This window comes from Streptomyces sp. CA-250714, from assembly GCF_050936705.1.
Classification (GTDB): domain Bacteria; phylum Actinomycetota; class Actinomycetes; order Streptomycetales; family Streptomycetaceae; genus Streptomyces.
Genome location: NZ_JBNJMI010000002.1, coordinates 3,707,936 through 3,721,997, shown reverse-complemented (window position 1 = coordinate 3,721,997; position 14,062 = coordinate 3,707,936). Strand labels below are relative to the sequence as shown.

Sequence of the window (14,062 nt, the reverse complement as noted above, 5' to 3'; positions counted from 1 at the left end):
GATTCCGCGCGCGGTATGTTCCACGCATGGAACACACCGACGCGCCAGACCAGCGCGCCCAATTCGCCGAATGGCTCCGAGACCAGATCATCCGGCGGGGATTCGCCCTCGACGCGAGGGGCGAGCAGGCTCGCTTTGCTCGTTACGCGGGCATCCCAGGCGGCACCCTCAGCCGACTACTTGCCGGCACCGCGACCCCCGACATCGTCACTCTGCGCCGCATCGCCACCGCGCTCGACATCTCGCTCGGGCTCGTGCTCCTCCGCGCAGGCATCGCCACCGAGGCCGACCTCACCGTCACCAGCCGCACAGATGAGCCACCCCTCACACCCGAGAAGGCAGCCGACGAACTGGGCATCCATGAACCCGCTGCGCGCAGGGCTTTCATTGCCAGTGTCGAGGCGCTACGCACACCGCCCGCAGACGAGAGCGGGTGACTGATCTTTGGAGCCGCCCCATGGCACGCGTAACCGTCGCAACCACCGCCGCCGCCCTCGCCGTCACTGCCGCAGCCCTCGCGCGGCAGACACGGCAACGCGTCACCCGCGACGCGTACCGGGCCGGCTACCTCGACGCGCTGCGCGACGTACGCCGCGGACTCCTCGACACCCACAGCGAGCCGGAGAACTGACCGCGCCACCGACCACGGGCGACGCGATCCCGCGCGCCCGACATCCCTCATCCACACACGGGAGGAGTAGGAGCACGTGACCACTACGCAGGCATGGCCTGCAACATTCGACGGCCCGGAGGCACGCGAGCCGTTCGTCGGGTACATACGTGTCAGCACGTGGAAGGAGGAGAAAATCAGTCCGGCGCTCCAGCGCACGGCAATCCTCGATTGGGCACGCCGCACCGGCCGACGCATCACACGATGGGTCGAAGACCTCGATGCCAGCGGCCGGAACTTCAAACGCAAGATCATGACCGCGATCGACTACGTGGAACGCGGACCCGAAAAGGGCATAGCCGTCTGGCGCTACAGCCGATTCGGCCGCGACCGCGCAGGCAACGCGATCAACCTCGCACGCGTCGAAAGCATCGGCGGCCTACTGGAGTCCGCAACCGAACCAGTTGACGCGTCGACCGCCATTGGCCGCTTCCAACGCGGCATGATCCTGGAGTTCGCGGCATTCGAGTCCGACCGCATCGGCGAAGCGTGGGCGGAGACCCACCAGCACCGACGGAGCGTCGGACTTCCAGCCACCGGACGCCCCCGCTTCGGGTACATCTGGCACCCGCGTTGGAACACCAGGACGCAGACCCTTCAAGAGGAACGCTACGAGCCAGACGAGAGCGACACCGGGCCCGTCATGGCAGAGGCGTACCGACGCTATGTCGAACACACCGGGTTTGCCTCCCTGTGCGGCTGGCTCAACAGCAGCGGCTACCGCACCACCCGCGGCACGCTGTGGACCACACAGACACTCACCCGCTACATGGACAGCGGCTTCCCCGCCGGCCTGCTCCGCCTGCATGACCCCTCGTGCAACTGCGCCGGAAGGAAGACCAACGGCGGATGCCCAAACCACCTCCTTGTGCAGGGGGCACACGAAGAGATCATCGAATGGGATCTGTGGCAGGCGTACCAGCAGCGTCGGAAGGAGGTACGTGCCACCCCGCCCCGCGCGCGCAATGCCCTCTACGAGCTCACCGGCCTGAACCGGTGTGGGCAGTGCCGCGGTGGCACATCTGTGACAACGACTCTCAGGTCAGAAGACGGAAAGCCCGTCAACGTAAACGGCTGGGCGTACCGCTGTTCGCAGCGGGCAGTGTCCGGCGGTGCGAAGTGTGAGGGGGTGTGGATTCCGCGGCACGTGGTTGAAAGGACGGTGCGTAACTGGCTCACGCGTGAAGCCGCCCCGGGTATCGACGCAGCACCAGCCACACCCCAGCAGGAACCACCGGCCGTAGACGAACGGGCGCGTGCCCGCGAGAGCCGCCGCAAGCTGCAAGCCGAGGCCGAGCAGTACGACGCCGCTCTGCGTCGCCTTGCTGTCGACAACGCCATGAACCCTGAGAAGTACCCCGACGGCGTGTTCGAGGCCGCGAGGGACGAACTCCAGCAGAAGCGGGCCCGCGTCGACAAGGCCCTCGAACAGCTCGTCGAGGTTGAGGAGACCCCGCACCGGGCCGACTTCGTGCGGCTGGTCGTCGGCGCCGCCGAGGAGTGGCCGACCCTGAACACGGCAGAACGCAACCGCCTCTTGAAACAGCTCATCCGGCGTATCGCACTGGTCAGGCGCAGAGACCAGTACGGAGAGCCCATACCCGGTCAGGCCGGCGTCGAGGTGCAGATACACCCTGTGTGGGAGCCGGACCCGTGGGCCGAGGTACAGACGGATTCATGGGAAGAGGTGCCGTCGAGGTAGTGACATACCGCCGGGTATGCCCTGAGAATCGCGGCCATAGCTACCGCCGCGTAAGGGGAGGCCCCCAGTGCACAGCACAATGCAGGACGTCCCGCTACTGCTCTCGCGCATCCTGACTCACGGCGCGACAGTGCACGGCGGATCGCAGATCACCACATGGACAGGCGACGCGGAGCCGCACCGCACCACGTTCCGTGCGACCGGCGAGCGCGCCGCACAGCTCGCGCACGCCCTTGCTGACCTCGGAGTCGGCGAAGGGGATGTTTTGGGAACGTTGATGTGGAACAACGCGCAGCATATGGAGGCGTACTTCGCGATCCCCTCCATGGGCGCCGTGCTCCACACTCTCAACCTGCGGCTGCCCGCCGAGCAGCTCGTCTTCATCGTCAACCACGCGGCCGACCGCGTCATCCTCGTCAACGGCACCCTGCTGCCCCTGCTGGCGCCACTGCTGCCCCGCCTGGAGACGGTCGAGCACCTCGTCGTCGTCGGCCCGGGCGACACTTCGCTGCTGGCGGGCTGCTCCCCACAGGTGCACGACTACGAGCAGCTGCTGGCCGGGCGCCCCACCTCCTACGACTGGCCCGAGTTGGACGAGCGCACCGCGGCGGCCATGTGCTACACCTCCGGCACCACCGGTGACCCCAAGGGCGTCGTCTACTCGCACCGCTCGGTCTATCTGCACTCCATGCAGGTCAACATGACCGAGTCCATGGGCCTCACCACTGCCGACACCACCCTCCCCGTGGTGCCGATGTTCCACGTCAACGCCTGGGGGCTGCCCCACGCCGTGTTCATGACCGGCGTCGGCGTACTGATGCCGGACCGCTTCCTCCAGCCCGCGCCGCTCGCCGAGATGATCGAGGCCGAGCGGCCCACCCACGCGGCCGCGGTCCCGGTCATCTGGCAGGGCCTGCTGGACGAGCTCGCCGTCACCCCGCGCAACATCTCCAGCCTCAAGACCGTCACCATCGGCGGCTCCGCCTGTCCGCCGAGCATGATGCGGGCCTTCGAGGACCTGCACGGGGTACGGGTCTGCCACGCCTGGGGGATGACCGAGACCTCGCCGCTCGGCAGCCTCGCGCATCCGCCGGGCGGTCTCACCCCCGAGCAGGAGTGGCCGTACCGGGTCACCCAGGGCCGCTTCCCCGCGGGCGTGGAGGCGCGACTGGCAGCGCCGGACGGCAGCTTCGCGCCCTGGGACGGCAAGTCGCCGGGCGAGCTGGAGGTACGCGGCCCGTGGATAGCCGCCGCCTACTTCGGGGGCGTGGGCGAGCCACCGCTGCGCCCCGCGGAGAAGTTCAGCCCGGACGGCTGGCTGCGCACCGGAGACGTCGGCGTCATCAGCCCGGACGGCTATCTGACCCTCACCGACCGCGCCAAGGACGTCATCAAGTCCGGCGGCGAGTGGATCTCCTCCGTCGAGCTGGAGAACGCGCTGATGGCGCACGAGGCGATCGCGGAGGCCGCCGTCGTCGCCGTCACCGACGAGAAGTGGGGCGAGCGCCCGCTCGCCGGCGTCGTCTTCAAGGAGGGCCACGAACCCCTCCCCTACGAGGAACTGCGCACCTTCCTCGGCAAGACCATCGCCCGCTGGCAGCTCCCCGAGCGCTGGGTCACCCTCGACGCCGTACCGAAGACGAGCGTGGGGAAGTTCGACAAGAAGGTACTCCGTCGGCAGTACGCGGCGGGCGAGCTGGACGTGACCAAGCTGGGCTGAACGGACCGCCGGGCCGGGGGCTGCCTGGCCAGCCCCCGGTCGGTCAGTGGGCGCCGGCGGTCAGTGCGCGCCGATCTTCGTCAGCAGGTCGACGATCCGGGACTGCACCTCGGTGCTGGTCGAACGCTCCGCCAGGAACAGCACCGTCTCGCCCGAGGCCAGCCGGGGCAGCTCGGCCTGGTCCAGGTCCGCCGAGGTGTAGACGACGAACGGGGTGCGGCTGAGCATCCCGTTCACCCGCAGCCAGTCGATGATGCCCGCGCGCCGCCGCCGTACCTGCATCAGGTCCATCACGACGAGGTTCGGCCGGATCTGCGCGGCCACGTGCACCGCTTCGGAGTCCGTCGGCGCGAGCGCGACCTGCATACCGCGCCGTTCCAGGGTCGCCGCCAGCGCCGTGGCGATCGCCTGCTGTTCCTCGACCAGCAGCACCCGGGGCGGATGCTGCTCACTGTCGCGCGGTGCCAGCGCCTTCAGCAGGACAGCGGGGTCCGCGCCGTACGCTGCCTCGCGCGTGGCCTGCCCCAGCCCCGCCGTCACCAGTACGGGCACCTCGGCAGCCACTGCCGCGGTCCGCAGCGACTGGAGCGCCGTCCTGGTGATCGGCCCCGTCAGCGGGTCGACGAACAGCGCCGCGGGGTAGGCCGCGATCTGCGCGTCCACCTCCTCGCGCGAGTGCACCAGTACGGGGCGGTAGCCGCGGTCGGAGAGCGCCTGCTGGGTGGAGACGTCCGGCTCAGGCCAGACCAGCAGCCGCCGCGGGTTGTCGAGCGGTTCGGGCGGCAGCTCGTCGTCCATGGCGTGCGGCGGTACGCCGAAGCCGCGGCCGTCCGTCATCTCGACAGGACTGTCCGGCCCGTCCAGCGGCTCGGGCCCCTCCTCCGCTTCGGGGGCTCCGCCGGGCGTGCCGACGGCGAACTGCTGCGGGCCGCCGCTTCGGCCGGGGCCGGGGCCGTGACCGTGCTGGGCGGGTGTCGCGGGGCCTGTTCCGGGCTGCGGCATGGGCATCGGGCCCGGCATCGCGCCGGGCTGCCCCTGCCCTTGCCCCGGCGGCTGGCGCAGTGCGGGCGGCTGCGCCTGCGAACCGCCGCCCTGGGGCGTGCCCTGCGCCGATCCCTGCCCGGGCGCCTGCTGCGACTGGTCCACGGCAGCGCCCTGCTGGGCGCCGGCGTTTGGGCGGCCTGGCACGGCTGCCCAGGGCTGCGCCTGACCGGGTGCTCCCGCGCCGGGCTGCCCCGCGGGGAGCGCTCCGGGCTGGGCCTGCCCGTGGTCGGGTGCCCCGAGCTGGGGTTGGCCGTGACCGCCCGTGCCGGGTTCGGGCTGGCCGGGGTGGGCCGTCGCGGGCTGGGGATGTCCGGGGCCTGCGGCTGCCCAGGGCTGCGGCTGACCGGGGACGGAAGCTCCGTCCTGCGGACCGGGACCGCCCGAAACGGTCGCACCGTCCTGGTGCTGTTCGGGGTTCGGCGTACCCCACGGCTGGGCCGAGCCCGGCTGGGACCGGCCGATGGGTGCCGTTCCCGCTCCTGGCTGGGCGCCCTGCTCCACCGGGAGCGCCCCGCGCTCCGCCTGCTCGTGGTCGCTCGGCCCGGGCTGACCGGACGGACCCGGCTGACCGGACTGACCCGGCTCGGCTGCGGCGTGCGGAGGCTCGCCCGGCTGGCCGGGGCCGCCCTGGGACGACTCGGCAGGCCCGTTGCCCTGCGCGCGCTCCTCCGGCGTGGCCAGCTTCCGGCGGCGGCCGGAGCCGGGGGGCGGCCCGGGGGTGGAGGGGGTGGACGGTATGGCGGAGGCGGCCGACGGGGTCGAGGACTGCGCCGGGGGCCACTGCTGCTGGGCGGCGTTCTGCTGCTCGGCCATCCGCTCGGCGAACGGCATCCCCTGCCCCAGCGTCCGTACGCGGGGACCGTGGTCGGTGCCGTACGGGCTGCTCGCCGCACCCGGCTGCCCCTGCTCCGGCCTGGGCAGCCCGCGTTGCGGCTGGGCCTGCGGGTTCGGCTGTTGCGGCTGCTGTCCCTGTTGTGTCTGCTGCGGCTGCTGGAACGCTCCGCCGCCCAGGATCGGGCTGGCCGCGACGACCGAGTGCTCGCCCCGCTGCGGCCTGCCGCCGCTCTCCTGCTGCGTTTCCGGGGTGCCCGCGTCGGTGCTCGCGCCCTCGCCCGCGCCCCCGCTCGCGTCGTACGGGTCGTACGCCGGGCCCGCGACCGCGCCCGGCGGCGTCGCGGCAGCCCCCGAGTTACCCGACGCGGTCTCCGGGCCCGCGCCCGTGGGCGAGGCGGCGCCGGAGGGCGCCGTGAAGTCGGCGGAGCCCGCAGCGGCTGCCGGGGCCCCGGACGGTGCGGGGGCCGAGGCGTCCTCCGAGGGCGCGGGCGGGAGGGCGAACGGCGCGTGGTGCGGCCCCTGCTGGGCCTCGGCCGCTGCCTGCGCCCGCGCGCGGGCAGCCGCGATGCGCCGTGCCCGGCGCCCTCCGCCGGCCGGCGGAAGCTCCAGACCGCTGCCGGTCTCCCCGTCCGCGGCGGCGTCCACTTCCTGCGGGGCTGGCCCGTGTGCGGCTACGGCTTCCTGACCCGGCTCCGCGCCCTGCGGGGCCGGCGCGGAATCCACGCGCTCGCCCAGCGCACGCCGCGCACGCCGACCCGAACCCTGCGCGGGCACCGGCACGTTCGCGCCCCCGCCGCCCCCGCTCTCATCCGAGCTCCCCGACCCTCCCGAGGGGAGTTCGAGCGCCCCGGACGCGGTACGGGCAGCGCTCTGGGCCCCGAGCGGCGCCTGCTCGTGCTGCTCCTCGGCCGGACTCGGCCGGCCACGCCGCCGCCCGGTGGGCCGGGGCACGGCCGCAGCGTCCGCGTACAGGCCCTCCTGCTGCGCGCCCCCCTGGTACGGGACCGCCATGGGCGTCGCCGCCGGGGTCGCCGCCGGGTCCGGCTGCTCGCTCCCCGCGGAAGGCCGCGCGGGCCCCAACTCCGGCCGCCCCTGGCCGCCACCGGCGGCGGACGGCCCCGGCCCCAACTCGATGCTCTGCCGCGGATCGGGCACCGGAGCGAGCGCGCCGGCTCCCTGCCGCTGGTCCGCCACCGGCTCCAGGGCGGCTGCCGACGCGCCCTCGGCCGCGCCGCCCTGCCCGTGCTCCGTACCACCGAGCCCGGCCGGTTCCTGCACCCCGCTCTGGCCACCGGTCTCCTGCGGGTGCCCCGCCGACTCGGTCCCGGTTCCCCGTGCCGGAGCGGCCGGTACGGGCATCACCGTCGTCTCGCCGCGCTCCGTGCCGGGCACGACACTCGGCACCCCGAACGCCCCGCCCTGGCCACCCTGCGAGGCGCCTCCGCGCGCATGGCTGCCGCCCCGGGCGTGACTCCCGCTCCGCCCGCCACCGGTCGACCGTCCACCGCCCGTGGAGCGGCCCGCACCGGTCGAACCGTCCCGGTCGTGTCCCGTACCGCCGGTGCTCCGGCCACCGCCCGTACTGCCCGTACCGCTCGTGTCGTCAGGGCCGCCCTTGCGGGCCCGGCTGCCGGACTGCCGGGTGGTGTTGCCGACCGCCTTGACCGGGACCTCCAGCACATACGCGCTGCCGCCCGCCGAGCCCGGCACCTCATGGGTCTGGAGCACGCCGCCGTGCTGGTTGACGATGCCGCGCACCAGCGGCTCGTGCACCGGGCTGCCCCCGCTGTGCGGGCCGCGCACCTCGACGCGTACGACCTCGCCGCGCTGCGCGGCGGCGACCACGATCGTCGGATCGACGTTGGGCGACGGAGTGGCGAGCGCGCGGCCCGTCGCGTCCACGCCCGCCACGTCCGCGATCAGGTGCGCCAGTGCCACGGCGAGCCGTTCCGGATCCACCTCGGCCTCGATCGGCGGCGCGTGCACGGCGAACTGGGCGCGCCCCGGGCCGATCAGCTCCGTCGCCCCCTCGACGCCCGCGGAGACCACCGCGTCCATCGGCACCGGCTCGGTCCGCAGCCGCTCCTGGCCGGCGTCCAGCCGCTGGTAGCCGAGGACGTTGTCGACCAGCGTCGTCATCCGCGCGTAGCCCGCGGACAGATGGTGCAGGATCTGGTTCGCCTCCGGCCACAGCTGCGCGGCCGGATCGGAGGTCAGCCCCGACAACTCCTGGCGCAGCTGCTCCAGCGGTCCGCGCAGCGACTCCTCCAGCACGGCCCGCAACTGGGTCTGGCGTGCCGCGACGGCGTCGTAGGGGCGCCGGTCGGCGAACGTCAGCACCGCGCCGACCAGCTGTTCCCCGTCCCGTACCGGCGCCGTCGTCATGTCCACCGGCACCGCGCGCCCGTCCTTCGCCCACAGCACCTGTCCGGCCCGCACCCGGTGCTTGCGGCCCGAGCGCAAGGTGTCGGCCAGCGGGGTCTCCTCGTACGGGAGGGCGGAGCCGTCGGGGCGCGAGTGGTGCACCAGTGGGTGCAGTTCCCGGCCGCCCAGATCGCTGGCGCGGTAGCCGAGGATCTGCGCCGCCGCCGGGTTGACGAGCACCACCCGGCCCTCGGCGTCCACCCCCACGACCCCCTCGGAAGCGGCGCGCAGGATCATCTCGGTCTGACGCTGCTGGCGCGCCAGTTCGGCCTCGGTGTCGAGCGTGCCGGTGAGATCGCGTACGACGAGCATCAGCAGTTCGTCGCCCGTGTACCCGCCGCCGCCCGGATGGTCGGCGAAGGCGGCTTCGAACGCGGAGGCGTAGGGCGTCCGTCCGTCCTCGAGGTTCGCGCTGGTCACCTCGACCGGGAACTCGCTGCCGTCCGTACGCCGAGCCACCATCCGGGTCGGCTTCTGACGGCCCTGCGCCTGTGCCGCCTCCTCGGGGCGCCGCATCGAGCCCGGGATGCGCTTCGAGTCGAACTCGGGCAGCAGGTCGAGCAGTCCACGCCCCACGAGCGCCGTGCCGGGCGTCTCGAAGGTCTCCAACGCGATGGCGTTGGCGTTCACCACTGTGCCGTTGCAGTTCACCAGGAGCAGCGCGTCGGGCAGTGCGTCGAGTATGGCGGCGAGGCGAGCAGCGCCTCGGGATGGCCTGCTGCTCACGGCGACAATTCCCTCCTGCTGACCTCAGGTGCTCGTGACCTTCCGCCCGTTTCTTCCCTGTTGGTCTCGTTGATCCGGCCAGGCCACGGCTGCCAGTCTGCCGTTCACCCCGGGCGTGTCACTAGGGGGGAGTCTACGGGCCACACTCATGAGCGCGGCGGCGGATACGGGGGAGGCCGTTGCCGCGTCGCGGTAGGGAGTCGGGCCCCTGTGTACGCCGCGGGTCAACACGCGGCGTACAGCGGCGAGTAGGCGGACGCTGGCAGTCACCGACATCGCTGCCGCTTAGGTGCGGGCCGCCGTGGGAGGCGAAGGCCGCCGCGGGCCAGGCGCGGGACCCGCTCCAGGCTCAGAACGTGGCCGAGGTTCGGTAGGTGGTCCTGGCTCAGGCCGGCCCGGTCCGGGGCAGCGCCGGGACCAAGCTGTTCCAGCGCGCCACCTCGCACCCGTTGGTCCGCTTGAACCGGGCATCGACCTTCCGGCCGTGCCAGGTGCCGGTCACGCGGGCCGTCGCGGGACCGCCGTAGATCATCGTGCACGTCGCATCCGCCGGGACCGGCTTGAAGGGGTCCCGGCCCCCGGAGGTCGCCCGGTCGAGCGCCGCGCAGGCCCGGCTCGGCGCCGCGTGCCTGCCACCCGCGGGGTGACAACGGAGGGTGTACGACCCGTCGCTCGCCGCCCTCCCGGTGTGGGTGACGGTGAACCTGAGCTCGTCGGCGGGCCGCACGGTGGCCGCGGACCCACCGGCTGCGGCCGGCCGGCTGACGGCCGTCGCCTCCGGCGCCCCGACGAGGGAGAGCAGGCCCGCCGCCGCGGAGCTGACCGCGGTGAGGGTGAGGAGAGGGCGGACGCGGAACGGTACGGGAACGGTGCGACGCGGCATGGCTGGCTCCAGAGACTCGAGAGCGCGCTTCCGCCTGGCTGGACGGGGGCGGCCCTTCCCGGTGGGAGGGAGGTGGGGGCGCCGCGAGTACGCCCCCCTTCCCCTAACGCCCCGGGTCCCGCGCCGTTGCGCGGGCGGACCCGTCCGGACGCAGCCCGACCCCCGTCCGGAGGCACCGGCGCCGGTCCGCGAGGGGGTCGACCTCCCGGACCACCGCTTTAAGGCTTTGCCCAGGGGTCCGCGGACCGAGTACGGTAGGGGCCGATTGGAGACAGCCCCCCGGGCTGTGCCATCATCAGCACACACTTTGTCCGCCCCTCCGGGCGTCCCGAGTGTGTTTGGAGGCTTCGCCTAGTCTGGTCTATGGCGCCGCACTGCTAATGCGGTTTGGGGCTATCACCCCATCGAGGGTTCAAATCCCTCAGCCTCCGCTCACGATCTCCTGATCCCGGATCGCCAGATCTCAAGATCATGAAGAGATCACCGAAGCCCCGGCCCGCCCGGGGCTTCTTCCGTTTCCACCCCGCGCCACCCACCCGCCCCTGGCGTCATTTCCGCAGGTCAGCAGGGGTGCGCCTAATGGATTTCACCTGGGCGCGCAGGTCATGTAATGTTGTTCCCGCAACGCCGCCCGGCGGCAAAACCCGCCGGACAGTAAGCGCTCGTAGCTTAACGGATAGAGCATCTGACTACGGATCAGAAGGTTGCAGGTTCGAATCCTGCCGAGCGCGCAGCAGCTCAGAGGCCCCCGGGATAATCCGGGGGCCTCTTACGTTGAGGGCGTACAGCGGCGAATTACGGCAACGGCGTCAGTCGTCCGGTGTCCGCGCGGCCCACCGGACAGGAACGGGTCGGCTCCGTATGGTCGACGCGAGTGCCAGTGCCGCACAGCTGCCCGCAGGCCCAGGAGTCCGTCGCCTGTCACCGCATCTCCGCCGTCCCCGGAATACAGGTCCACCGCCGCCCTCGCCGAGACGTGCGGCAGGGGCGCGAGGTCCGGCTTCACGATCGACTCGAGCCAGTGGTCGAGGAGGGTCGCCGCCGGCGGTGCCGAGTGGGCATCGAGCCCTTCTTGGCGTCGGCGCGGAGCTTCCCTCACTTCTTGTGTGCGTCGGCGCAAGTTCTGCCGTCGACGTACGTGCGGCTGAGCCCCGGGCCGCCGGGTGATTCCCAAGGTCGGGCGGGAGCCCGCCAGTTGACCGGTCGCACCGTCGGGCCTTGTCCCGTCAGAGGTAGGTCCAGCGCCATGCATTCGAGCTGCGCGCGCACTTGATCTTCCTGCCGTCGGCGGTGGAGGTGGTGGCCCCGTGATCGCTGTTCCGGCAGAGCTGTCCCGCCGAGTAGCAGTTCCCCGAGTTCGAGACGATCGTGCAGGTGCCGGTGCTGTCCTCGCCTCCGTCGCTGTCGCTGCGGCTGCCGCTGTCGGCAGCCTTGGCGGTGGCGGTCTTGGTGACGGTGACCGTGGGGCCTGGCTTCCTCTTGGCTTTGACGGTCTCGGTGACGGCCGGGCTCGGCTTGGGCGTGGCGGTGGTGGTCGCGGTGATGGTCGTCGCGGGCTTGGCCTTGTTGTCGACGGGCTGTTGCCCGTCGTCGGTGGTGCCGATGATCACGCCCGCGAAGAACAGTGCCGAGCCTCCGACCCACACGAGTACCCGCTTGCGGAGCGGTCGGGCGTTGGGCGGTCGCGGTGTCGGCGGTATGGGCGTGGTGTACGGGTTGGTCATCTCGTCCCCCCCCAGGGTGTTTCGGGTGGAGTGACCGTAGTGCTCGGCAGGGCGAAGTGTGAGGGGTATAGGGAAGAGGCGGCCATTCTGTGACCATTTCTCGCTCCGTGCTCCCGCGCAGCGGCGGCGGAGACGGCTGGTCCAGCGTGGGGAGGGGCGGGATTCAGCCGTGGGACGGTCCGGCTGCCGCTGCCTCATGCGCTACCGGCCTTGTCAGCGTTCCCGTATGGCATCTACGCCGAGCTTGGCGCCCGGCGCGGTGGCGGGTGATCTCGGGGGTCAGTCGCGGATGCCCAGGTCTTCGCGCATCAGCTGGCGCATGGCGGCCAGTTGGGGGTCGCCTTCGGTGGTGAGGGTGTGGCGGACGGAGTCGGGGGTCTCGGTGGGGTGGGCGCGGCCGCGGTCGAGTCGTTTGACGGCGGCGTCGACACCGGCGAGGACGCGGTTGACGGCGCGGGAGGCTTCCATGATGTGCTCGGGGACGATCATCTGGGCCTCCGCGTAGCGGTCGCGGTAGTCGAGGCGGGCCTCTTCCAGGGCGGTGCGCTCCTGGTCGGTGTAGACCTCGTCGCGCAGCCGGTGCAGGGCGTCCTTGAGGAGGGTGCTGAACTGCCGGGAGGCGCGGTTCATCGCGGTGTAGGCGGCGCGGCGCTCCTCGAGGCGGCGCAGGCGGTCGGCCTCCGCCCGCTCTTCCTCGCGCTGCCGTGCGGCGACGCGTTGGGTGAGTACGGGAGCGAACAGGGTGCCCAGGACGCCGACGATGGCCGTGATCATCGCTGCTATGACTGCGCTCACCCACCCGACCCTAGGTCTTTCTCAGGCGATTCACAGGTGCCCGCAAGTCTTCTCTCACCCGGGCGTTCGAGGGTGGGCGCATGAGTGGGAGCAGTGGGAGCAGGAGTGGGACGGGCGCCCCGCGCGAATTCACCCCGCGCGAATTCACCCCGCCCGAGCGAACCCCGCGTGAGCGAACCCCGCGTGCGTGCGCGCACCGGACCGAACGGCTGCTCGTCGTCGGGGATCTGGTGCTGGACGAGGAGAGCCGCGAGGCGTGGCGGGGCGGGGACCGGATACGGCTGACCGCAACCGAGTTCGAGCTGCTGCGCTTTCTGATGCGTAATCCGCGCCGGGTGCTCAGCAAGGCGCAGATCCTCGACCGGGTGTGGAACTACGACGTGGGCCGGCACGCCAACCTGGTGGAGCTCTACATCTCGTATCTGCGGCGGAAGATCGATGCGGGCAGGGAGCGGATGATCCACACGCGGCGCGGCGCGGGTTACGTCTTCAAACCCGGGGAGGGCGCCACAAGTGCCGGTCGTCCCGGTCGTCCGGATCGTTCCGGCGAGTCCGTCATACCGGCGTTCGGGTCGCCGAAGGCGGATGAAGGGGCGGATACGGATTAGCATCGAGGGGTAACGGTCCGTAAGTCACCTCGGCCGTTGCCGCCCCGTTCCGTCTCTCCGACCGGCCTTCGGAGCCGGCCCCCGAAGGAGCGCGTGCCATGAGCGACGGCAGCCGCACCAGCCGGATGCGCAGAACCAGCGTGTGGCTGGAGGAGCGGACGGAGACCCGCCGCAGAGCGGCCGGGAACGGGCAGACCGAGGGGCTGGACCGGGAGAAGATCACGGCGGCTGCCGTACGGCTGCTGGACACCGAGGGGCTGGCGAAGTTCTCCATGCGCCGGCTGGCCGCCCGGCTGGGCGTGACGGCCATGTCGGTGTACTGGTACGTGGACCGCAAGGACGACCTGCTCGAACTCGCCCTGGACGCCGTCGAGGGCGAACTCGAGGTGCCCGACGCGGACGCCGAAGACATCGACTGGCGCGAGCAGTTGCGGCAGGCGGCGTACGAGCTGCGCGGGCTGCTGCGCCGTCACCCGTGGGCTTCCGGCACGCTGGGCAGCTTCCTGAACGTCGGGCCGAGCGCGATGTCCTTCCAGCTGGGCGTGCGCCGCGTGCTGCTGCGCTCCGGCCTCCCCGAGCAGCAGGCGGACGGTGCGCTGGCCGCGCTGTTCTCGTTCGTCTACGGGCACGCCGCCGTCGAGGCCAGCTGGCAGCGCCGGTGCAGCGAGGCGGGCGTCAGTTCGCAGGACTGTGTGGACGCGCTGCGTACGACGGTGGGGGCGCGCCCCGAGTACGCGGAGTGCGGCGGGGGCGTACACGGAGAGGCCGTACTCCCGGTGGAGCAGCGGGACTTCGGTGTCGCCCTGGACTGTGTCATCGCGGGCATCGAGGCCATGGCACGGTACGGGCGCGGCGCGGCCCCGCTGGACCGCGCCGCGCCCGTGATTCCGCCCCAGCCTCCGGCTCCCGAGGACCGCTGAGCAGCTGGGCCC

At 72.2% G+C, this 14,062-nt stretch carries 9 protein-coding genes, 2 tRNA genes and 1 pseudogene; 8 read left to right on the top strand and 4 right to left on the bottom strand.

Features of this window, described 5'->3' with window-relative positions:
- Nucleotides 1–26: 26 nt before the first annotated feature.
- The 4 genes from ACQEU8_RS35500 (at nucleotide 27) to ACQEU8_RS35485 (ending at nucleotide 4,092) form a co-directional block, all read left to right on the top strand.
- Nucleotides 27–437, top strand: coding sequence for a helix-turn-helix domain-containing protein (locus ACQEU8_RS35500; protein ID WP_433108518.1), 411 nt, complete (start codon nucleotides 27–29; stop codon nucleotides 435–437).
- A 20-nt stretch (nucleotides 438–457) separates the two neighbouring features.
- Complete coding sequence (locus tag ACQEU8_RS35495; RefSeq protein ID WP_382930479.1) at nucleotides 458–631, top strand: hypothetical protein; 174 nt, start codon at nucleotides 458–460, stop codon at nucleotides 629–631.
- A gap of 76 nt (nucleotides 632–707) precedes the next feature.
- Complete coding sequence (locus ACQEU8_RS35490) at nucleotides 708–2,372, top strand: recombinase family protein (RefSeq protein WP_433108516.1); 1,665 nt, start codon at nucleotides 708–710, stop codon at nucleotides 2,370–2,372.
- A 67-nt stretch (nucleotides 2,373–2,439) separates the two neighbouring features.
- A complete protein-coding gene (locus ACQEU8_RS35485; RefSeq protein WP_433108514.1) occupies nucleotides 2,440–4,092 on the top strand; it encodes a long-chain fatty acid--CoA ligase in 1,653 nt (550 codons plus the stop codon).
- A gap of 60 nt (nucleotides 4,093–4,152) precedes the next feature.
- Here the strand turns inward: ACQEU8_RS35485 and ACQEU8_RS35480 are convergent, their stop codons facing one another.
- Nucleotides 4,153–9,120: a PAS domain-containing protein gene (locus ACQEU8_RS35480; RefSeq protein ID WP_433108512.1), complete on the bottom strand. Its 4,968-nt coding sequence runs from the start codon at nucleotides 9,118–9,120 to the stop codon at nucleotides 4,153–4,155.
- Between the two features lie 385 nt (nucleotides 9,121–9,505).
- On the bottom strand, nucleotides 9,506–10,003 hold the full coding sequence (locus tag ACQEU8_RS35475; RefSeq protein WP_433108510.1) for an SSI family serine proteinase inhibitor: 498 nt from the start codon (nucleotides 10,001–10,003) through the stop codon (nucleotides 9,506–9,508).
- Between the two features lie 340 nt (nucleotides 10,004–10,343).
- Here ACQEU8_RS35475 and ACQEU8_RS35470 point away from each other — a divergent pair.
- Both ACQEU8_RS35470 and ACQEU8_RS35465 read left to right on the top strand, forming a co-directional pair.
- Nucleotides 10,344–10,434 (top strand) — tRNA-Ser (locus ACQEU8_RS35470).
- Nucleotides 10,435–10,661: 227 nt separating this feature from the next.
- Nucleotides 10,662–10,734 (top strand) — tRNA-Arg (locus ACQEU8_RS35465).
- A 495-nt stretch (nucleotides 10,735–11,229) separates the two neighbouring features.
- On the opposite strand, the gene ACQEU8_RS35460 is transcribed toward ACQEU8_RS35465, so the two are convergent.
- Both ACQEU8_RS35460 and ACQEU8_RS35455 read right to left on the bottom strand, forming a co-directional pair.
- Nucleotides 11,230–11,727: a hypothetical protein gene (locus ACQEU8_RS35460; protein ID WP_433108508.1), complete on the bottom strand. Its 498-nt coding sequence runs from the start codon at nucleotides 11,725–11,727 to the stop codon at nucleotides 11,230–11,232.
- Nucleotides 11,728–12,006: 279 nt separating this feature from the next.
- Nucleotides 12,007–12,522 (bottom strand): hypothetical protein, encoded by a 516-nt coding sequence (locus ACQEU8_RS35455; protein ID WP_433108506.1) that lies wholly within the window; start codon nucleotides 12,520–12,522, stop codon nucleotides 12,007–12,009.
- Nucleotides 12,523–12,713: 191 nt separating this feature from the next.
- Between ACQEU8_RS35455 and ACQEU8_RS35450 the strand changes: the two are divergent.
- Nucleotides 12,714–13,025, top strand: a pseudogene (locus ACQEU8_RS35450) (winged helix-turn-helix domain-containing protein); the annotation flags it as partial.
- A 203-nt stretch (nucleotides 13,026–13,228) separates the two neighbouring features.
- Complete coding sequence (locus tag ACQEU8_RS35445) at nucleotides 13,229–14,050, top strand: TetR/AcrR family transcriptional regulator (protein WP_433108504.1); 822 nt, start codon at nucleotides 13,229–13,231, stop codon at nucleotides 14,048–14,050.
- Nucleotides 14,051–14,062 lie beyond the last annotated feature (12 nt).